Raw genomic sequence first — 19,567 nt, 5'->3', positions numbered from 1 at the left:
GTATAGACTTTTTTCCCTTGTTTTGACTTGATGCGTTCGATGTGCATATTGGCTACCAATATAACACATTAGTTCTATTTGTCAAGATATATATTATTATTTTACTGGCTACCATTTTTTGACTAAAAACATACTTTATTCTCAGAATATCAATAGCTTATATCATTTGCACGCCGGAACATCGGCTTAAAACGAAAGCTAGAGATATCTTACCCACACCTGAAAAGGCGGCAGTCACGGGACGCTTTTGCCTAACATGAGCCCCGGGCTAGTCTATGATGGCCGGGTAGATCAGGGTCTTTAACTGGCCGCGGAAGTTAAAGGTGCCATCGGGCATGAACTGGGTCAGGAAGATAACGATCAAATCTTCAACCGGATCAATCCAGAAAACCGTACTGGCTGCGCCTCCCCAGGCGTATTCACCTGGCGAACCGATGATCTGAGACCTGGCCGAGCCGAGATGGATCGAGAAGCCCAGACCAAAGCCGAAACCCTGGGTAGCTGTCTGAGTGAACGGGCTGACACTTAAGTCCATCAGGTCCTGGCCCTGAGGCAGGTGATTCATGGTCATCAACTCGATCGTCTTGCAGCCCAGGATGCGAACGCCTTCCAATGCGCCGCCGTTGAGCAGCATCTGGCAGAAGCGGAAGTAGTCGGAGGCCGTGGATACGAGACCGCCGCCGCCGGAGAAGAAGGTTGCGGGCCGCGTGAAGAGGCCTGTGACCGGATCGTCTTCAAGCTGTAAAGACTTATCCGGTCGGCGGCTGTAGTTCGCGGCAAAACGATCCAGCTTTTCCGGCGGGACCCAGAAGTCCGTATCATTCATTTTGAGAGGCTCGAATATCTTCGTCTTCAGATACTCATCAAAGCGCATACCTGAAATCACTTCGACGAGGTAGGCGAGAACGTCGGTTGAGACCGAGTAGTTCCAGCGCGTCCCGGGCGAAAATTCAAGAGGTAAGCCGGCGAGCTTCTCGATCATCTCCCGGAGCGTATCACCAGACCCCACCCCGCCGATGTCGAGTTTCCGATAGGCGGCGTCCACGTTTGTTCTTTCCATGAATCCGTAGGTCAGGCCGGAGGTGTGAGTCATGAGGTCGAGGATGGTCATGGGTCGTTCAGTGCGGGTGGTGAGGAAGTTCGGATAATTTCCGGAAAGGTAAACACAAAGGTCTCTCCACTCTGGAATGAACTTGTGGACCGGATCATTGAGCTGAAAATGACCATGCTCGTACAGCATCATCAGGGCCACAGAGGTGATGGGTTTGGTCATGGAGTAGATGCGGAAGATCGTGTCTTGGGACATGGGCTTGCCGCGCTCGAGATCCATCATGCCCACCGGTGAAAAATAGGCAATCCCGCCTCGCCGGGCCACCAGGGTCAAGGCCCCGGCGATCTTTTTCGAATCGAGATAGCGCTGCTTGAGATGCTGGTCAATACGGCCGAGTCGTTCGCTTGAGAGACCGACTTCTTTAGGCTGGGTGAGCATCAGAGCCTCCTTTATCTTTACGCAAAATAAGGGGAACCATTTTTACGATTCGGAGTATGGCGAAAGGGGAGTGGTATGTCAAGGCAACGATGGCTGCAGCTGAGGCTGTCAATAGCACATTAAAATGTCCGGTGTTCATAGCACATTAAATGTCCGGTTGCTTTTTTTTAGTTTCTGTTTATCATTCAATTGCACCATGTGAGGATAGGGCCACGCTGGGGAGCGACCCGAGCGCCCGTGGTGCGACCGGGGAAGAGGCGGGAGCGGTTTGCTTCTGCCTCATCGTCCGGGCTGTAACTCTCAATATCCGCAGATCCTGGATGTCGTTTCATGGTACCTCCTTAGGTACCAGTATCCAAAATCCGTCAAACCGGACAAATTAAGTGCTATGAAAAGCGGACATATCATGTGCTACTGACATTCCTCTCTCCAGCTATTGACAAGATTGCAGGTGCGTGATATGGTAGCTCAGAAATTATTTGGAAAGGGCCGTTTCATGACCATCAGGCAAGGTCAAAATCTGGTTAACGGGTTAAACTGGTGGTGGTGGCAGATTCACATAAAGGAGGTCTGCTCGCCATTTGATTTGCATTAGTTAACGCTAAATAATAAAAAAACAAGCCGTGGGCAGGCTTCCTGTCCACGGCTTTTCATTTTCATCTCAAATAGCCGTGGAACCGTCAATCGGACCACGGTTTTTTTATGCGGAGAAAAAAATGGAGCTTATCAAGCCCGATTTTAAGACATTTTGTCATCAAGCAGAGGGGAGAAATGTGGTTCCCGTTTATACCAGGTTTACTGACGTCGCCATTTCTCCGAATCAGGCTATTTCTGCCTTAGCGCCGGTCAGGCCTGTATTTCTGCTCGAAAGCCTTGGCCCATACGGCGAATTCAGCCGCGCCAGTTTTTTGGGGATCAATCCGCTGGCAGCCGCAAAGGCCTGGCCGGGCCGGGTCGAGCTTCAGGATTTCGTAAGCGGCAGGAACGAAAAATATGACGCTGACCCGTGGCAGGGCCTGAAACTTCTAATGAGCCGGTTTCGTCCCGCGGTTCCCGCGGACCTGGGTAATTTCTGGGGAGGGGCCGTGGGTTTTATGGGCTATGACGCGGTACGGAGCCTGGAACGGCTCCCCAGTCTCTGCCTTGTGGAGCCTGAACAATGCGAGATGCACTTCGTCGTCTGCAGGGATCTGCTTCGTTTTGACCGGCGCACCAGCGAAGTGCTTCTAATCTCTTTAGCCCTTCTTCAGGAAGGCAAAGACCTAGAGGCCGCTTACCAGGCAGCTGCCTCCCGTGTAAAGGAGATGAGGCAGAAACTTCTACAGGCAGATTCAACAGAGGATCAAGGATTTCTCGATAATTTTAAATGCGGGACTGAAGTCCGAAGCAATGTCTCCCAGTCGGAATATGAGCACCGGATTCACCAGGCCAAGGAGTACATCCGAAACGGAGATATCATCCAGGTGGTTTTGTCTCAGCGACTCAGTGTGGATTTTGAAGGAGACCCGTTAAGCCTGTACCGGGCCTTGAAGGAAATCAACCCTTCTCCATACTGCTTCTTTCTCGACTTCGATGACCTCTGCCTGGTCGGGGCTTCTCCCGAAATGCTTGTCCGTCTGACAGGCAATCGTATTCAGCTCCGGCCTATCGCCGGTACTCGCCCCCGGGGAAGCAGTCCCGACGCTGACGAGGTATTGGTCAAGGACCTTTTGAGCGATCCCAAGGAGACGGCCGAGCATATCATGCTGGTGGACCTGGGGCGTAACGACGTCGGCAGGGTGGCGCGCCTGGGCTCAGTCACGGTGCCGCACCTGATGACGGTCGAATTTTACTCCCACGTCATGCATATCGTCACTCATGTCGAAGGAATCCTGGACCAGAACCGCAAACCGCTCGATGTCCTCAAGGTCGCCTTCCCGGCCGGGACCTTAAGCGGCGCGCCCAAAATCCGGGCCATGGAAATCATTGAAGAATTAGAAACGATTCGCCGTGGACCCTATGGGGGAGCGGTGGGGTACTTAAGTTTTTCCGGAGATATAGATTTTTGCATTACCATCCGCACCCTGGTCGTGGAAGGCGACCAGGCCTGGATTCAGGCCGGAGGCGGGATCGTGGCTGATTCTGACCCTGCGACTGAATATCAGGAGAGCCTTCACAAGGCCGAGGCGATATTGACCGCCTTGAGGCGTGGACGAAAAAAATAAGGAGTAAAGCCATGTTTGTGATGATTGATAACTATGACTCATTTACTTACAACCTTGTCCATCTGCTAAGTGAGCAAGGGGCTCGAACCCGGGTGGTTCGCAACGACGAGATCACGCTGGAAGGGCTTGAGGCGCTTCAACCAAAAGGATTGATCCTCTCCCCCGGCCCCGGTCGCCCCGAGCAAGCCGGCGTCTGTCTGGAGGCGGTCCGTCATCTGGCCTCCCGCCTGCCCATCCTGGGCGTTTGTCTGGGTCACCAGGTTATAGCCGCAGCCTTTGGCGCTCGCATTACACGGGCCCAAACTCTGTATCATGGCAAAGGCTCACCAATTCAGCATGATGAACAAGGCATATTTTCCGGCGTCAAGAAACCCTTCTTTGGCATGCGCTACCATTCCCTATTGGTGGAAAAAGAAACTCTCCCGGACTGCCTCGAGATTTCGGCTCAAACAGCTGAAGGGGAGATCATGAGCATAAGGCATCGAACCTTCCATGTGACCGGCATACAGTTCCATCCCGAATCAATCATGGCCGAAGAGGCAGCGCTGATTATTCAAAATTTTTTAAAAGGAGCAAATCATGATCACTGAAGCTATCGCTGCCGTTATTGAGAGAAAAGACCTCTCCGATGAATTGATGACCGGCGCCATGGAGGAGATCATGAGCGGCCAGGCCACACCGGCTCAGATAGCCGCCTTCCTCGTGGGCCTGCGCCTGAAGGAAGAGACCGTGACCGAGATAGCTGCAGCGGCACGAGTCATGCGCCGGTTTGCCACTAAAATCCAGCCGGGTAATCATCTGATCAACGTGGACCGCGAAGAAATCAACGTGGACGCCCAGACAATTGTGGATACATGCGGCACCGGCGGTGACGGAACCAGAACCTTTAACATATCCACTACCACGGCATTTGTCGTGGCTGGAGCGGGCCTTAAAGTGGCCAAGCATGGCAACCGGGCCGTCTCCAGCCAATGCGGCAGCGCTGATGTGGTGGAAAAACTCGGCATTCGACTGGACCTGACGCCGGCTGAAGTCGAACAGGCCATTGAAGAGATCGGGATCGGGTTCCTCTATGCCCCGCTCTTCCACGGGGCCATGGCCTTTGCTGCGCCGGTTCGCCGTGAGATCGGTATCCGGACCATTTTCAACGTTCTCGGACCATTGACCAATCCAGCCGGGGCGCATGTACAGGTGCTGGGCGTTTATCGCGAGGACCTCACCGAGAAGCTGGCCCGAGTCCTGGGAGAACTGGGGAGTCGAGAAGCCTTCGTGGTTCATGGGGAAGGCAGTATGGACGAGCTCAGTATCACAGGCAAAACGCGCGTGGCCCACCTCAAGGGAGGCCAGGTCAAGTCCTTTGACCTCACACCGGAAGACGCCGGGTTGACCCGCGCCTCTATTGATGATATCCGCGGGGGAGATAGCGAGGAGAATGCCGGGATTATCAAGAGTATTCTGGAGGGTGAACAGGGGCCGCGCCGGGATATTGTACTGCTTAACACCGCCGCGGCGCTTGTGGTTTCCGGCCAGGCCCAGGACATGGCCGACGGGGTGGAACTGGCACGGAGCGTCATTGATTCGGGCCGCGCTTTAGAAAAACTTAAAGCCCTGGTGAACTTTGGACAAGGGAAAGCCAAACCATGATCTTGGATAGGATTGTTGAGGTTAAAAAAAAGGAAGTCGCACGGCTTGTCAGGGACATATCCGGGGCGGACCTGAGAAGGCAAATCTCTGAGGCCGCGCCGCGGTCAAGCCTGAGCAAAGCCTTAAGCCAGGGGGTCGGGCCGAGAATTATCGCCGAGGTAAAGAGGGCCTCCCCTTCCGAAGGACCTATCGCTCCAGATGCGAAGGCCGATCAGGTTGCCAGGGATTACCAGGCCGGCGGAGCGGCTGCCGTTTCCGTGCTGACCGACTCGTCCTTCTTTGACGGCCGTTATGAAGACCTAAGGCTGGTCAAGGATGCCGTCAATCTGCCCGTCTTGAGCAAGGACTTTTTTATTCATGAAATACAAATATTGCTGGCCGCGGCCACAGGCGCGGACGCCATCCTGCTCATTGTTGCGCTTCTTGATCGAATCCGGCTTAAAACCTTGTTTAATCTGACCCATGAACTTGGTTTGGAGGCCTTGGTTGAAGTGCGAAATCGGCAGGAACTCAGGGAAGCTCTGGCAATAAGTCCTTCTATTATCGGGATCAATAACCGCAATCTCAAGACAATGGAGGTTGATCTTCAGACCACATTGACGCTGGCCGCAGAAGTGGACCCTGGGCCAGTCATAGTCAGCGAAAGCGGCCTGGCCACTTCTGAAGACCTGGCCCGCCTGACCATGGCTGGCGTAAACGCCTTCCTGATCGGGACATCGCTCATGCGCGCCTCGGATCGCGCCAAGGCCGTAAAAGAATTAATAGAGGGAAGCTCATGACGCACATTAAGATCTGCGGCATAACCAGAGAAGCTGACGCCTTAGCAGCGGCTGAGGCAGGGGCGGATGCCCTGGGCTTTGTCTTGGCCGCCAGTCCGCGCCGAGTATCTGCTGAGGCCGCCCGTCGGATCATACGCCGGCTTCCGCCTTTCGTATCATCGGTGGGAGTTTTCGTGGATAGCACCGCGGATGAAGTAGCAGGCCTAATCAAATACTTGGGTCTGGATTTCGTTCAATTTCATGGCCAGGAAACTCCTGAGTTCTGCGCCCGATTTGCCAGCCGGGCGATCAAGGCCCTGCGGATGGACAAAAAGGTGGATATGGAACAGGTGCATGCTTATGAGAAAGTTACCCGGGCCTTGCTCCTTGATTCAGGCAGCGGGGGTACCGGGCAGACATTTGATTGGAAAGCTCTGCCTCAAGGCCTTGAGCGAACGAGGTTGATTCTCGCCGGCGGTCTTAAGGCCGAAAACATCATTAAGGCCATTGAACTCACAGGGCCTTGGGCGGTGGATGTTTCCAGCGGGGTAGAGGCTGAACCAGGGAGAAAGGATAAACAGAAGATGATAGATTTTATTTCTAAAGTTCAAGAGGCTGATCATGGAAAATCATAAAAAAGGTTACTTTGGCAGGTATGGAGGGCAGTATGTTCCTGAAATGCTGATGCCAGCCCTCCTGGAATTAGAAGCCGCCTATGCCGAGGCCAAAGCCAACGCAAGCTTCTGGAAGGAACTTGACCAGTACCTTCGGAACTACGTCGGGCGGCCGACGCCGTTATACAGGGCCGCTAAGCTGTCTGCCGCCAGAGGTGGGGATCGCGGAGACAGCGGCCCCCGAATCTACCTCAAACGGGAAGATCTGGCCCACACCGGCGCACACAAGATCAACAACACCTTGGGGCAGGTTCTTCTGGCCAAATATATGGGTAAAAAGGAGATCATTGCCGAGACCGGGGCCGGTCAGCATGGTGTGGCCACCGCCACGGCCGCGGCCTTATTCGGGATGAGCTGCCGGGTCTATATGGGCATTAAGGACATTGAACGGCAACAACAGAACGTCAAACGGATGCAGCTCCTTGGGGCTGACGTCATTCCAGTGCATCAAGGCAGTCAAACCCTCAAGGACGCCATCAATGAAGCCCTCAGGGATTGGGTCACCAACGTGCGGCAGACCCATTATGTCATGGGCTCTGTGGTCGGACCCCATCCATACCCAAATATGGTCCGAGACTTCCAGTCGGTCATCGGGCGGGAGGCGCGTGCGCAGATTCTGGAGCAGGAAGGCCGTCTGCCTGACATGCTAATCGCCTGCGTCGGAGGCGGCAGTAACGCCATGGGCCTCTTTTCTCCCTTCTTTGACGCCGATGTCTGCCTGGTGGGGGTTGAAGCCGCGGGCGAAGGGCTTTATACCGGCCACCATTCTGCCACCCTGTCTAAAGGTGAAGAAGGCGTTCTTCACGGGACATTCAGCCTTCTGCTTCAGGATGAACACGGGCAGGTTCTCGAAGCCCACTCCGTGGCTCCGGGCCTGGACTATCCCGGTGTGGGGCCTGAACACGCCAACCTGAAGACAGTGGGGAAGGCAGACTATGTTTCTGTGACTGACGAGGAAGCCCTGGAGGCCGTTATGACCCTGAGCCGGTCCGAAGGCATCATCCCGGCTCTGGAAAGCGCACACGCCGTGGCCCATGTCTTGAAAATCCTCCCGGACCTGCCGCGGTCTCACTGTGTCATCATCAACCTGTCCGGGCGGGGGGATAAAGATTTAAACATCATCACCGATCATCTGGAGGGCCGGATATGAGCCGAATAAAGGAAACCTTTACCAGGTTAGGCAAAACCCAACGAGCAGCTCTGATCCCATGTCTGGTGGCGGGCGATCCAGACCTTGAGACCACGATTGACGCGGCCGAGGAACTGGCTGCCCGCGGCGCGGACATCCTGGAACTGGTCGTTCCATTCTCAGACCCCATGGCTGACGGCCCCACGATCCAGGCGGCCTCACAAAGAGCCCTGGCTGGCGGAGTCAACTTAAGAGCCATCCTGGAGGCCGTGACCGACTTAAGAAGAAGGGTCGCACTACCGCTGGTCATGATGACGTATTTGAATCCAGTCCTGCGCATGGGTTTGGCCGAGTTCGGGCTTCAGGCCAAAGAAGTCGGGGTGGACGCACTCATTATGCCAGAACTGCCTGTCGAGGAAGCCTCGCCCTGGCGTCGGATTGCCAAAGAGGCTGGCCTGGACACAGTTTTTCTGGCTTCCCCTACTTCCGGGCCGAAGCGGCTGGCCGAAATCTGTAAGGCCAGTACCGGTTTTGTCTACGCCGTGACCCTGACCGGAACGACTGGTGTCAGGGACAGGCTGCCAGAAGAGCTGATCCAGAATCTAACGGCGTTAAGGAAGATGTCCGCCAAACCGGTAGCCGCTGGCTTTGGCATATCCGGTCCGGAAATGGTGCGTCGGCTGGCGCCGCACGCAGATGGTCTTATCATAGGCTCCGCCCTGGTCAGACTAATGGAAAACGGTTCAAAAACTGAGAAAATACAGCGTGTGGGCGCTGCGGTAAGCGAGCTCAAGGCGGCAATCGAAGCCGCTTGAAAAAACTCAAATATGCAATTCGGCTGGGAATATGTACCATTTCCAGCTTGACTATATCCCTGATTCTTCTATAATTTCAAATTAATCGTATTACTGTCACCTCCAGGCTAGGGGCGAAATCCCGGGAATCTGATGGATGCAAAATCAGGTGCACGCCGCCAGGCCGACAAAAGGTAAAGCGGTGGGCCTCCAAGGTCTAAAATGCAGAAAAAGACCCATGGGGAAAAAGGGAGAAAATAGGCATGCCTATCGGGGAAAAGATACGTCGGTATCACAGGTATCACAAGCGATATGAGGTTGATTGGGATGCCTCGCTGGAAGCTAGCTTCCAGGATTTTACAGGGGAAGTCCAAGGCAAGGTGATAAATTTCTCCGTGACCGGAGCCCTGCTGCATCTAGACCAGCTATATATTGACGGTCAGCACCTAATTGTGGTCCAGCACAAACCTAAACTGAATCTGAAAATGTTTTCGCCGGAAGGAGTCTTGGAGTCGAGGATAGAGATTCGCTGGTATGACCGGTCGGCTGAGGTAAATACCTTTCAAGTTGGCGTAAAATTAATAGATATCATAAAGAAAAATCAGGAGGTCATTGATAGACTTATTTCCGGGCTTTGAAGTCAAGTTCTCCAAGCCGTCCCCTTCAGAAGCATTCCCTTACCAAGTCCTGTTCCATTCAATCTCTTTTTTGCAAGTGGGGTCTTGATTAAGAAGGATTGTTATCAAGGTTCATCCGCCCAGAAGCAGGAACTCATAAATGAATATTATTTCAAAAATTACTCTGAATAGCGCAGCTTGTGATAGATTTTTCTTGACACAAATCAGTGCTTCTGATATTCTAGTTCGTAACTTTACTTAAGACTGTGGAGACACGGGTGTCAATTTTTTATCAAATTCGTAATTTTTATTTCTTTGGTTTTTGGCCGGAGGTTTGTCCCATGGTCTAGACGCAAACATATCTTTGAACTATTCAGGCCGTGGGCAAAAACAGCTCGCGGCCTTTTTTTATTCTTATTTTTAAGGAACACACGGAGGATAAAATGATCGGTAAAACGATTCGCATGGCACGTCTTATGGATCAAAAACGGCGAACGACCGTTATCGTGCCCATGGATCACGGGGTAAGCGTGGGACCGGTCGCGGGCTTAATTGACATGAAGCATGCCATCAGCGAGGCTGCCAGAGGCGGAGCTAATGCTGTGATCATCCATAAGGGGCTTGTGAACAACGGTCACGCAAAACCCAGCGATCTGGGCCTCATTGTTCACCTGTCCGGCAGCACGGCTTTATCCCCTGAGCCACACGCCAAGACCCTGGTCTGCACTGTTGAAGAGGCCATTAAACTTGGCGCTGACGCGGTTTCGATTCACGTGAACCTGGGTAACAATCGGGAAAGGGAGATGCTGACTGATTTGAGCACGGTGGCCCGGGTGGCTAACGAATGGGGCATGCCGCTTCTGGCCATGATCTACTGCCGCGGTGATCGGGTTAAAGACGAGTACGACCCCGAGGCCGTTAAGCATGGCGCGCGCCTGGGAACTGAACTCGGTGCTGACCTGGTCAAGGTTCCATATACCGGTGATCCCGAATCCTTCAGCAGGGTGGTGGAAGGCTGCGGGGTGCCGGTAGTCATTGCTGGCGGGCCCAAGATGAACTCGGACCGGGATGTTCTGGAAATGGTGCATGGCGCTATATGCGCCGGAGCGGCGGGACTTTCCATCGGCCGGAACGTCTTCCAGCATCACTGCCCCTCGGCCATGATACAGGCCATGAGTCAAATCGTTCATAAGCGGCGCAGTGTGGATGAAGCCCTGACAGTCCTGGCCCGATATACGCAAAAGGCGGCCTGAGATAACTAACAGCCGGACCTGGTTCTTACTTTGGCCCTGTTGAAGCTTTATTAAAAAAACAAGGATTCGCACGCCTAGGTTTCTTAACCCTCGCGCCATGCCTTGATTAAAAATCACGCCAGTAGCGTTTGACGGCCTCACCTAATTTATCCTCCCTCCAACCTGGGAATACGCGGCTGTAAAAGAATTTAATCACCTCCTTATCTCTGGCGCTCAGAAAAGTCCGGGCATTCCCCTCTGGATGACCGTTAATAAGCTCACAGTACATCGTACTATCCTCAAATACCGCTGAATGAAAAAGACCCAAGGCATGGACAAGTTCATGTAGAATAATCCTTTGCCAGTGCTGCTCAAGCAAGACCTTGCCCACGGCCATTCGCTGCGCCTCGCTCAAAAAAGAGAACCCTTGCTCAAACGATTTGTCAGTAGCGATCCAGATGGCAGCGGATTTAATTTCCGGTGTCCTAAAACTAACACCTTTTATGTGGCAGCGGCCGTCAAACCGGGAACTGTCAACTGTGGGTTCTGAAGGGAAACTCCTTGTCAAACTAAAGATTACTCGTATCTTTGCTAAGCTGTCGTTGGGTTCAAGGGATATAATCTTGATAGGAGTCTTGGCCAGGGCGTTATTGATTTCATTAACCGCCTTCCGGGCGGCTCTCTCTCCTGCCTCGGTCGCACCAAAGACAGATAAGGTTGGCGATCCGGTCCACCGGATTGCGTAACCACCAGGATGGATGGCCACATCACAGGGGTCACCCTTTGCTTGAAGCAGCACGTCACTTAGCCATTGAAATTCCTGCTGAATGGAGGCTTTACCCAGGCTTGACACATAGCCCTGTTCAAAAGTTGTAAGTTGAGCGCCGCTTACTTTGTAACTTGTTTGCCGGGATTGTTGGTCATATCTTCCTTTATGCTGCTTGTCCGGTGTTTGAATGGGTTTCTGAAGCCTCTTTATCTCCTTGATAAAACCTCTGTTGATCTCCCAGGTTTTTTCATTCTGATGGAGTCTGACCTGATCTCCCTCATACCCATAGATATCTGCCCGAATCTCCCGTCCATCCTTTAATAAGACCAGAAAGTTCTGAGAATAACAGGTGGACAGAGGAAAAGAGAATATACCAAAGGAAACGATTACTATCAGCCAATGCATGATTTGCCTAGCCTTAAGATTCTGTTCGAACCATAGCAAAATCCGGGTAAAAAGTAATAATCAAATAATCATTTGTAAATAAGATATTTTTCATGAACTTGATATACTGAATTTTTCCGACCAATCCCGGATCTAGAGAGAGCCGGAAGTTAACCTGTCTGGAGATTCAGGAAGCGATGAGTGATTTGGAAGACCCGGTTAAAGCCCACTCTGTCTTAGGTTCGGTGAATTTAAATCATTAGCAGCCGCCGCTGGTACCCAAGACAGCGATTTCGACAGTTTGGCATTAAAATTGCTAAATTTTAATGTAAAAATGAAGAAGACCGAAAAAGTGAAAAATAAAAAGACAGCCAAATTAAAAGCGATTCAACTTGAAAACCTTCACGCCGAGCATTTTCTAAAACTCGGAGATGAAGAAGAAGAGATAAATTTTAACGTTGGCATCAATGACTGGAAGGGATGGGGCTGTCTTCTCAACACCTTGCGTTTTAACCCCGCTCGATGCGGCCATCTGGCAAAGGCAAAGAGCAAAAAATAAGCCGCCTGTCCAACCTAACATCCCTAAATAAACGAAGATTTTACCCAATGCCAGTAGGAAAAAGACCTCCATGACAGGAAAAAATGGATTACACAAGTTGTGTTTCAGCGGACTTTAAAGCGTTTGGTCAGGGATTCAAGAAGAAAGATACCGCATTATTTTTAGCCAAGTAAGATTGCCATCACATTACCCGCCTCTTCTGTTTCCCGTGAAACAATTCAATGTTTTTCTATCTCAAGACCTCCCAGAAATTGCTGAGAAGGCATTTATTTCTCTTTCCCGCCATGAGAGCCCAATTTACTTAAAGTATTGTCATAAATATGTTTTTATGTTATAACTAGTTTCATACAGCATGCTTTAATTAATTAAATGGGAGAAGATATTGGCCTGCTGGATGATCAACAACTTTTTAATCCCCCGTTCGGGGGTGGATAAGGTTTTCCTGAATCGAGTTCAGGAAGGCTTTGGTTCCTCCGGTTTTACCTGGGGCATGGAGGAAGTCGCTCTTGTTATCGGAATTCTTGCGGCCGCGATTCTGATTTTTTATTTAATTAAGATAATATTTCGTCTTGATAAATACACTATCGCCAACATTCATATTGACCGCATTGAAAGTCCAAGGCGAATCCGGCGCATCATTCGCCGTTCCATAGACCTCAGAGCTGTATACGATTTGGAGGTTTATGATAAGGCCTACCAGGAAATTTATAAATGCATGCCCATCGGCATTAATAAAACCAACGAACTGGAGATTGAGATCAGTTCCTATCTGGACCCGAATCTGGATTTCCGGGATAAAGCTGTCAGAATCGCTTTCCGCACGTCACGGCGCGGCAAGGAGGAATTCTACCACTTCGAAACCAAGTCTTTATACCTTGATTTTACTGTGATTAGAAAGCTGCGTGAAAAATCAATCCGGCTTGTAATTCCCACCATCGTGAACCGAGGTCAGAAACGTCGCTTCGTCCGGGTTGAGCCTGCAGGTGAATTTGGCCTCAGCGTCAACCTTATTAGGCCGACCCAGGACGGGAAGCTGGTGCCTCTTAAATCTTTCAAATTAATTGGCAAAGCCACTGTTAATGATATCAGCATCGGCGGTCTGAACGTTACAATGAAGAACCGTAAATCAAATCAAGAATTTAAAAAAAATGATCTCATCTATCTTCATTTTAAACTCCCGATCAATGATCTGGACATCCAAGATATTCCAACCAATCATTTTATAAAGGCCAGAGTTGTTGACTTTGACCGTTCTTCCTTAAATGAGGTTCACTTAAAGCTCATGTTCGTCGAGCGAGGCACCCTCGACCAGGAGGCTAGGGCCATTTCCTTTAGTCCGGCCACATGGATGTCTTTCGAGGATCTATCTTTCTGGATCCAGGCCTACCAAAGACACCTGCTCCAAGAGGAAAGCGGCGTGAAACGCAGGCCTGATGCGGTCAGAAATATCTATGCTCCAGAACCGCTGAATATCACCCCGAAATATCCCCGTCAATCATTGCGTCAGGGTTCAGCTCCCCCAACTGAAAGTGAAGGTTAAACAGGAAACAGGCTTGCTGAGGTCTCGACTCTGAGGCCTATGGTGAGTCAACTGCCTTTATTTGTGCTGATAGAGGCGACGGGAACTAACTCCTTAAAATCTTTTTTTTGATAAAGATCCATCAAATTGAAGCTCCCAGCTGCAAGCAGCAGGGAATCTTCCAAATGTAAGGTAAGTTGGGCCATTTTAATTTCGCTCGCAGGCATTTTCAGGCCCGGGTGAGGCGGATCTCAAAAATCGGTCCACAGAAGACCTGAGTCTCGTCCAAACCCGGCGCCAAGCCGACGGCCTCAAGATAAGCCTGTTTAAGGTCAGTTCCGGGCAGGAGGTAACCATAGAGAGTGAGGCTGGATTCTCCGGCGTCAGGGTGCGGGTTCAATTGCAGCTCCCGCACCAGGGTTGAGAACCTTTCCTTGAGATCAACAAGGTTCTCCCTGGACCACGTTTGAGAAATGACCTGCGATATCAGGGTAAACCATTCAGGGCTGAGCCGACCCCTTAGTTCTTGCCGGCGGGTTTCAATTTCATCGAAAGAGGTTGACATAACCGTATCAGGAAGCTTGATCTCTAAAAATGGCTCCAGAGCCTCGGTTCTCCGATCCATACTCAAATCAGGACGCGGTCTGGTTCGAGCCATGGTCTGATCCAGACGGTCAATAGCCTCTCGCCGATCACTAAACAGAGGTTCCCCGGCGTTTCCATGAGCGGCGTAAAAATGACCCCAGGCTGTCAAGCGGTGAGGCAAAAATCCTAAACCCGGGTCTTCCTGGACCGATTTCACCTGAGCATTAATGGTTCCTTCTATACCCAGCAGATCCTCAATCAAGTTCCCCTTCTGGTCTATCTTCCTCATAAGTTCATTGACCTCATCTGCCTGCCGATCCAGATACCGGGCAAAATGAAGGAAAATCTGGGCCTGCCTGGCCGGATCCCAGGCTGAAGACCGGTTTGACTGATAACGACGGATAGCAGAGGCCAACTGCGTTGGTGTGTCCTCTGATTCGGCCTCTAAAGTTTGCTGCTCAAGGATGGACAGGTAACCCGGTTCACGGTACTGTTCAAATAACTGGGTCGTTTCAGAAAGGATACGTTTAATCTCAGTGCGGTCCTTAATAAAACTCACCTCTATAAGCCGAACCAAACCCCGCTGAACGGCTGAAGAGAGATGGTCTTCTAGCTGGTCTTCAGGAAGTCGGTATAGTATAATTCTTTCAAAAAATAAAAGCGCTTGAGTCAGCCGGTCTCTGGAAATATCGGTGTAAGGAAAATAAAGTGCTTCTGGAACAAACATAAAATTTTTTCCGCCTAAAGGAGAATTTGATGATCGAACACTTTCATGCCCACATGGATCGGAACATCTTTAAACTTGACCTTCCAATCGAAGCAACCTCAGCATACATTCTGGTTTCTTCGCTTGTGGAACAGAATATCCGTCCCTCCCTGGAAGAAATCAAGACGCGCTGGACAAAGTCTGAGAGTGAACTGGATCAGGCCCTGACCGAGCTGCTCAGGCGCAACATTTTAAAAATCTCCACAGTTCCTGATGGCACGCTTTACTACACCAACCCTTCGAGCCTGTGGCGCTGGAAATCTGGTTAAGCAATATATGTCAAACCGCTGAGCCTGTCAATTTGAGCCTCGTGACAGAAACCAGGGATGTCTATTTTTTTTAGTTTTCTTCCTGCCGCCTTGACGACCATTTTATTGATGATAGAATTCTCCTAGCCGACTCTAACGATAAGACTGACAAGGAGATAGATATTATGACCGAACTCCTCTGGACTCCATCTACAGAAGGAATCAACCAGGCAAACATGACCCGCTTCATTGAGTTCGTAAATAAGAAGCATGATCTGGCCTTAAAGGAATACGATGAACTTTATTCGTGGTCTATCGAACGTATCCCGGATTTCTGGGCTTCCGTCTGGGAGTTTGGATCCATCATATTTTCTCAAGGCTTTTCCGAAGTGGTCAGGGATTTGGACAAAATGCCCGGGGCTAAATGGTTCATCGGCGCCAAGCTCAACTTTGCTCAGAACCTGCTCAGATACAAGGACGATCACCCGGCCCTGATTTTCAATGGCGAAGGTCAAGTATCGCGGCGCATGACCTATGCCCAGCTTTATGACCAGGTAGCCCGCCTGGCCGAATCGCTCCGGGGTCTGGGTGTGAGCGCGGGAGACAGGGTCGTGGGGTTCATGCCCAACATGATCGAGACCGTAACGGCCATGCTTGCCACAACGAGCATCGGGGCTGTCTGGTCATCATGCAGCCCTGACTTTGGTCTTCAGGGCGTTTTGGATCGCTTCGGTCAGATTCAGCCCAAGGTCCTCTTCACCGCCAATGGCTACTTTTACAACGGCCGAGCTTATGACCGCCTGGAGCAGGTGGCCGGCCTGCTCGAAAAAATTCCTTCCCTGGAAAAAGTGGTCGTTGTGCCATACACTCAGCCTGATCCAGATATCCAGAAGCTGCCTCATGCTGTCTTGTTTGACGATTTCCTGGCGCCGGAGCAAGGCCTTTCGATTGAGTTTGAACAGCTGCCTTTTGACCATCCTCTTTACATCCTTTATTCCTCTGGTACAACCGGTGTCCCCAAGTGCATCGTCCACGGGGCCGGAGGAACCCTGGTTCAACACCTCAAAGAATTGATCCTGCACACAGACCTCAAGAGAGAAGACAAGATCTTTTACTTCACCACCTGCGGCTGGATGATGTGGAACTGGCTGGTCAGTTCCCTGGCCGCGGGGGCGACGCTGCTCCTCTATGATGGCTCACCCTTCTTCCCTGACCCGGGCACGCTCTTTAAATGGGCCCAGGACGAAGGGATGACCATCTTCGGCACCTCGGCCCGGTATCTGGCCGCGGTGCAAAAAGAAGGGCTCAAGCCCAGGGAAAAATATGATCTCTCGCACTTGAAGGCCATCCTCTCCACCGGTTCTCCCCTGGCCGAAGAAAGTTTCGATTTTATTTACCAGGACATCAAATCAGACCTGTGCCTGTCCTCCATTTCAGGCGGCACGGATATCATTTCCTGTTTCGTGCTGGGCAATCCCATCGGTCCGGTTCACCGCGGCCAAATCCAGTCTCGAGGATTGGGAATGAAGGTTGAAGCCTATGATGAGGCTGGCAATTCCTTGATCAATGAAAAAGGTGAGCTGGTCTGCACCAAGCCCTTTCCTTCCATGCCCATTTACTTTTTTAACGATGAAGGAGATAAGAAATACCTAGCCTCCTACTTCGAGACCTATCCCCATTGCTGGTACCACGGTGATTTCATTGAAATCACTTCCCAAGGCGGTGTCATCATCCACGGCCGCTCCGACGCCACCCTCAACCCCGGCGGTGTGCGCATCGGCACCGCGGAAATATACCGCCAGGTCGAAACCCTCGAAGAAGTTATGGACAGCCTGGTCGTGGGCCAGCCCTGGGACAACGACATCCGGGTCATTCTCTTCGTCCAGCTGGCCGAAGGCGTGAAACTGGATGAAAACCTCACAAATAAAATTAAGACAACCATCAGGCAAAACGCCTCACCCCGCCATGTGCCAGCCAAGATCATTGCCGTGGCAGATATCCCTTACACCATCAATGGCAAAAAAGTGGAAATGGCGGTCAAAAACGTCATCCTTGACCAGCCGGTCCTCAATCGCGACGCCCTGGCCAACCCCGAAGCGCTGGACCTGTATGCTGATCTCAAAGAATTGAAGGATTGACAGCCAGGCCTTTCCATGCCCTTGACAGCCTGATGCTTACCGTTTATTATAGGTAATACTTATAAACTTTATAGGAAAATACGAAGATATGGACCTCAGAAGATTAGAAGTCTTTTGCAAATTGATGGAAACGCGAAGTTTCTCACGAACCGCAGAAGAAATATCCATCCGTCAACCTACAGTGAGCGGACACATCAAGACTCTGGAAGAGGAGCTCGGGGTGCGGCTCTTTGACCGACACGGCCGGGAGGTTCTACCCACGAGCGCGGCTGAAGTCCTTTTCGGCTATGCCCGACGAATTCTTGAACTCAGGACTGAAGCCGTGTATGCGCTCGATCAGTTTATGGGGCGGGTTAGCGGCCAGCTCAAGCTCGGTGGGAGCACCATCCCTGGCGGTTACATCCTGCCCGTCATCATGGGCAAATTTCATCAGCAATACAAGGAGGCTTACTTGAGCCTGATCCTGGACGATACCACCGGTATCGTGAACCGGGTCCTGGACGGCGAAATTGAAATCGGGGTGGTCGGAGCTCAGCTTTCCCATGAGAATCTTGACTATAGACCGATGGTCAAGGACGAGATGGTTCTGATCGCGCCGCCCGATCATCCCTTGGCCAAGGCCGGAACCCTCCAAAACGTTCAAGACCTCACCCAGACGCTGTTTATCATACGCGAAAAAGGCTCCGGCACCCGGACGACCATGCTGGCCGCCCTGAAGAATCATGGCCTTGAGCCCGAAGACCTGAACGTGATCGCGGAAATGGGGAGCACTGAAGCGGTGCGCCAGGCCGTTAAAGCCGGACTGGGGGTATCCATCCTCTCCCGGATCGCTGTCGCCGACGATATTAAATTCAATCTAATTAAGGACATCAAGGTATCTGGTCTGAATCTCAAACGTTTATTTTACATCGTTATTCACAAAAAACGGACCCGTTCGCCCTTGTGTCAGGTTTTTTTGGAATACATGGAAAAAGATAAACGGAAATCAACTTTAAAATTAAAGAGGAAATCATGAGTGATGAGAAGACCCCCGCTTTGACCACCGCAGTGCGGGGTGCTGGCTGAGCTTCTAAAATAGGTCCGGGCGACCTGGAAGACATCATGCGGCACCTTCCTCGGGAGGAGCATCCTGATTTGATTGTCGGTTTCGATCTGGCCGATGACGCCGGTGTCTTTCGCTTAAACGATGAGGTGGCCCTCATCCAGACTCTGGATTTCTTTACGCCCATCGTCAACGATCCATTTACCTTTGGTATGATTGCCGCAGCTAACGCCTTGTCAGACGTGTACGCCATGGGCGGCCGTCCCAGGACGGCCATGAACATCGTCTGTTTTCCGGTCAAGACCATGGATAAAGAGGTCCTGGTCCAAATCCTCAAAGGCGGCCTCGAAAAGGTCCATGAGGCCGGAGCAGTTCTGGTGGGCGGGCATTCTGTGGACGATATCGAGCTTAAATACGGCCTCTCCGTGACCGGTGTGGTGGCCCCGGATAAGATAGTCTCCAATACCGGCGCAGAACCCGGGCAACCCCTGATTCTGACCAAGCCGTTGGGCACAGGAATAATCGCAACAGCTGTCAAGGGGAATATCGCTTCCGCAGATGACGAGGCCGAGATCGTCAGGAGCATGGCGGCCCTCAATCGTTTCGGGGAGGAGGCGGCTCGCTTTGGAATCAAGGGGGGGACGGACGTTACCGGCTTCGGTCTTCTGGGCCACGCGGGCGAGCTCGCTCGGGCCAGTCAGGTCGGGGTGGTTATAGATAGCAAGAAGGTCCCGATCTTCCCCCAAGCCCTGGAGTATGCGGCCATGGGGCTCGTTCCCGCCGGATCATGGGCCAACCAGAAATTTTGCCACAAATCATTTAACGTCGCTTCCGGTGTGTCGGCAGAAATGCTGAACGTGCTCGCCGATGCCCAGACTTCAGGCGGATTGCTCCTGGCCGTCCCCCAGGAAAAAGCCGATGAGCTGATTACCTATCTTCAGAAACAGGAAGCTCCTCAGGCCGCCATAATCGGCCAGGTGACCAATGGTCTGGCAGGGAGTATCGAAATAATCTAA

At 51.7% G+C, this 19,567-nt stretch carries 19 protein-coding genes; 15 read left to right on the top strand and 4 right to left on the bottom strand.

What is annotated here, in order from left to right:
* Nucleotides 1-268: 268 nt before the first annotated feature.
* Together JRI95_06980 and JRI95_06975 are read right to left on the bottom strand one after the other, a co-directional pair.
* Nucleotides 269-1,489: a beta-lactamase family protein gene (locus tag JRI95_06980; protein MBW2061295.1), complete on the bottom strand. Its 1,221-nt coding sequence runs from the start codon at nucleotides 1,487-1,489 to the stop codon at nucleotides 269-271.
* Nucleotides 1,490-1,674: 185 nt separating this feature from the next.
* The gene (locus JRI95_06975; protein ID MBW2061294.1) at nucleotides 1,675-1,821 is read right to left on the bottom strand and encodes a hypothetical protein; all 147 of its coding nucleotides are present in this window, start codon (nucleotides 1,819-1,821) and stop codon (nucleotides 1,675-1,677) included.
* 384 nt (nucleotides 1,822-2,205) lie between these two features.
* Here JRI95_06975 and JRI95_06970 point away from each other — a divergent pair, with 384 nt between their 5' ends.
* The 9 genes from JRI95_06970 to JRI95_06930 all read left to right on the top strand — a co-directional run bounded on the left by JRI95_06970 (nucleotide 2,206) and on the right by JRI95_06930 (nucleotide 10,562).
* Nucleotides 2,206-3,693, top strand: a complete 1,488-nt coding sequence (locus JRI95_06970) for an anthranilate synthase component I family protein (protein ID MBW2061293.1) — start codon at nucleotides 2,206-2,208, stop codon at nucleotides 3,691-3,693.
* An 11-nt stretch (nucleotides 3,694-3,704) separates the two neighbouring features.
* Nucleotides 3,705-4,283: an aminodeoxychorismate/anthranilate synthase component II gene (locus JRI95_06965; protein MBW2061292.1), complete on the top strand. Its 579-nt coding sequence runs from the start codon at nucleotides 3,705-3,707 to the stop codon at nucleotides 4,281-4,283.
* Nucleotides 4,273-5,337: an anthranilate phosphoribosyltransferase gene (gene trpD / locus JRI95_06960; GenBank protein MBW2061291.1), complete on the top strand. Its 1,065-nt coding sequence runs from the start codon at nucleotides 4,273-4,275 to the stop codon at nucleotides 5,335-5,337. The genes JRI95_06965 and trpD overlap by 11 nt, the downstream gene beginning before the upstream one ends.
* Nucleotides 5,334-6,116 (top strand): indole-3-glycerol phosphate synthase TrpC, encoded by a 783-nt coding sequence (gene trpC / locus JRI95_06955; GenBank protein MBW2061290.1) that lies wholly within the window; start codon nucleotides 5,334-5,336, stop codon nucleotides 6,114-6,116. Before trpD ends, trpC begins: the two co-directional genes overlap by 4 nt.
* Nucleotides 6,113-6,730, top strand: coding sequence for a phosphoribosylanthranilate isomerase (locus tag JRI95_06950; GenBank protein MBW2061289.1), 618 nt, complete (start codon nucleotides 6,113-6,115; stop codon nucleotides 6,728-6,730). Before trpC ends, JRI95_06950 begins: the two co-directional genes overlap by 4 nt.
* A complete protein-coding gene (gene trpB / locus JRI95_06945) occupies nucleotides 6,717-7,919 on the top strand; it encodes a tryptophan synthase subunit beta (GenBank protein ID MBW2061288.1) in 1,203 nt (400 codons plus the stop codon). Before JRI95_06950 ends, trpB begins: the two co-directional genes overlap by 14 nt.
* Complete coding sequence (locus tag JRI95_06940; protein ID MBW2061287.1) at nucleotides 7,916-8,713, top strand: tryptophan synthase subunit alpha; 798 nt, start codon at nucleotides 7,916-7,918, stop codon at nucleotides 8,711-8,713. The genes trpB and JRI95_06940 overlap by 4 nt, the downstream gene beginning before the upstream one ends.
* A 242-nt stretch (nucleotides 8,714-8,955) precedes the next feature.
* On the top strand, nucleotides 8,956-9,330 hold the full coding sequence (locus JRI95_06935; GenBank protein ID MBW2061286.1) for a PilZ domain-containing protein: 375 nt from the start codon (nucleotides 8,956-8,958) through the stop codon (nucleotides 9,328-9,330).
* A 422-nt stretch (nucleotides 9,331-9,752) separates the two neighbouring features.
* Complete coding sequence (locus tag JRI95_06930) at nucleotides 9,753-10,562, top strand: class I fructose-bisphosphate aldolase family protein (protein ID MBW2061285.1); 810 nt, start codon at nucleotides 9,753-9,755, stop codon at nucleotides 10,560-10,562.
* 106 nt (nucleotides 10,563-10,668) lie between these two features.
* On the opposite strand, the gene JRI95_06925 is transcribed toward JRI95_06930, so the two are convergent.
* Nucleotides 10,669-11,715, bottom strand: coding sequence for a hypothetical protein (locus JRI95_06925; GenBank protein ID MBW2061284.1), 1,047 nt, complete (start codon nucleotides 11,713-11,715; stop codon nucleotides 10,669-10,671).
* A gap of 331 nt (nucleotides 11,716-12,046) precedes the next feature.
* Here JRI95_06925 and JRI95_06920 point away from each other — a divergent pair, with 331 nt between their 5' ends.
* Both JRI95_06920 and JRI95_06915 read left to right on the top strand, forming a co-directional pair.
* On the top strand, nucleotides 12,047-12,253 hold the full coding sequence (locus JRI95_06920) for a hypothetical protein (GenBank protein MBW2061283.1): 207 nt from the start codon (nucleotides 12,047-12,049) through the stop codon (nucleotides 12,251-12,253).
* Nucleotides 12,254-12,635: 382 nt separating this feature from the next.
* Nucleotides 12,636-13,793 (top strand): hypothetical protein, encoded by a 1,158-nt coding sequence (locus tag JRI95_06915; protein ID MBW2061282.1) that lies wholly within the window; start codon nucleotides 12,636-12,638, stop codon nucleotides 13,791-13,793.
* Nucleotides 13,794-14,001: 208 nt separating this feature from the next.
* On the opposite strand, the gene JRI95_06910 is transcribed toward JRI95_06915, so the two are convergent.
* Nucleotides 14,002-15,084, bottom strand: coding sequence for a hypothetical protein (locus JRI95_06910; protein ID MBW2061281.1), 1,083 nt, complete (start codon nucleotides 15,082-15,084; stop codon nucleotides 14,002-14,004).
* A gap of 29 nt (nucleotides 15,085-15,113) precedes the next feature.
* Here JRI95_06910 and JRI95_06905 point away from each other — a divergent pair, with 29 nt between their 5' ends.
* The 4 genes from JRI95_06905 (at nucleotide 15,114) to selD (ending at nucleotide 19,567) form a co-directional block, all read left to right on the top strand.
* Nucleotides 15,114-15,392, top strand: coding sequence for a hypothetical protein (locus tag JRI95_06905; protein MBW2061280.1), 279 nt, complete (start codon nucleotides 15,114-15,116; stop codon nucleotides 15,390-15,392).
* 164 nt (nucleotides 15,393-15,556) lie between these two features.
* The gene (locus tag JRI95_06900; protein ID MBW2061279.1) at nucleotides 15,557-17,509 is read left to right on the top strand and encodes an acetoacetate--CoA ligase; all 1,953 of its coding nucleotides are present in this window, start codon (nucleotides 15,557-15,559) and stop codon (nucleotides 17,507-17,509) included.
* Between the two features lie 88 nt (nucleotides 17,510-17,597).
* The gene (locus JRI95_06895; GenBank protein MBW2061278.1) at nucleotides 17,598-18,524 is read left to right on the top strand and encodes a LysR family transcriptional regulator; all 927 of its coding nucleotides are present in this window, start codon (nucleotides 17,598-17,600) and stop codon (nucleotides 18,522-18,524) included.
* Nucleotides 18,521-19,567: a selenide, water dikinase SelD gene (gene selD, locus JRI95_06890; protein MBW2061277.1), complete on the top strand. Its 1,047-nt coding sequence runs from the start codon at nucleotides 18,521-18,523 to the stop codon at nucleotides 19,565-19,567. The genes JRI95_06895 and selD overlap by 4 nt, the downstream gene beginning before the upstream one ends.

This window comes from Deltaproteobacteria bacterium (assembly GCA_019308995.1).
Classification (GTDB): Bacteria; Desulfobacterota; Desulfarculia; order Adiutricales; family JAFDHD01; genus JAFDHD01.
This window is presented reverse-complemented; position numbering and strand designations above follow the sequence as displayed.

Coding starts and splice junctions, on each gene's coding strand:
- JRI95_06980 (MBW2061295.1), bottom strand. CDS start 1,489: ATGCTCACCCAGCCTAAAGAAGTCGGTCTCTCAAGCGAACGACTCGGC.
- JRI95_06975 (MBW2061294.1), bottom strand. CDS start 1,821: ATGAAACGACATCCAGGATCTGCGGATATTGAGAGTTACAGCCCGGAC.
- JRI95_06970 (MBW2061293.1), top strand. CDS start 2,206: ATGGAGCTTATCAAGCCCGATTTTAAGACATTTTGTCATCAAGCAGAG.
- JRI95_06965 (MBW2061292.1), top strand. CDS start 3,705: ATGTTTGTGATGATTGATAACTATGACTCATTTACTTACAACCTTGTC.
- trpD (MBW2061291.1), top strand. CDS start 4,273: ATGATCACTGAAGCTATCGCTGCCGTTATTGAGAGAAAAGACCTCTCC.
- trpC (MBW2061290.1), top strand. CDS start 5,334: ATGATCTTGGATAGGATTGTTGAGGTTAAAAAAAAGGAAGTCGCACGG.
- JRI95_06950 (MBW2061289.1), top strand. CDS start 6,113: ATGACGCACATTAAGATCTGCGGCATAACCAGAGAAGCTGACGCCTTA.
- trpB (MBW2061288.1), top strand. CDS start 6,717: ATGGAAAATCATAAAAAAGGTTACTTTGGCAGGTATGGAGGGCAGTAT.
- JRI95_06940 (MBW2061287.1), top strand. CDS start 7,916: ATGAGCCGAATAAAGGAAACCTTTACCAGGTTAGGCAAAACCCAACGA.
- JRI95_06935 (MBW2061286.1), top strand. CDS start 8,956: ATGCCTATCGGGGAAAAGATACGTCGGTATCACAGGTATCACAAGCGA.
- JRI95_06930 (MBW2061285.1), top strand. CDS start 9,753: ATGATCGGTAAAACGATTCGCATGGCACGTCTTATGGATCAAAAACGG.
- JRI95_06925 (MBW2061284.1), bottom strand. CDS start 11,715: ATGCATTGGCTGATAGTAATCGTTTCCTTTGGTATATTCTCTTTTCCT.
- JRI95_06910 (MBW2061281.1), bottom strand. CDS start 15,084: ATGTTTGTTCCAGAAGCACTTTATTTTCCTTACACCGATATTTCCAGA.
- JRI95_06905 (MBW2061280.1), top strand. CDS start 15,114: ATGATCGAACACTTTCATGCCCACATGGATCGGAACATCTTTAAACTT.
- JRI95_06900 (MBW2061279.1), top strand. CDS start 15,557: ATGACCGAACTCCTCTGGACTCCATCTACAGAAGGAATCAACCAGGCA.
- JRI95_06895 (MBW2061278.1), top strand. CDS start 17,598: ATGGACCTCAGAAGATTAGAAGTCTTTTGCAAATTGATGGAAACGCGA.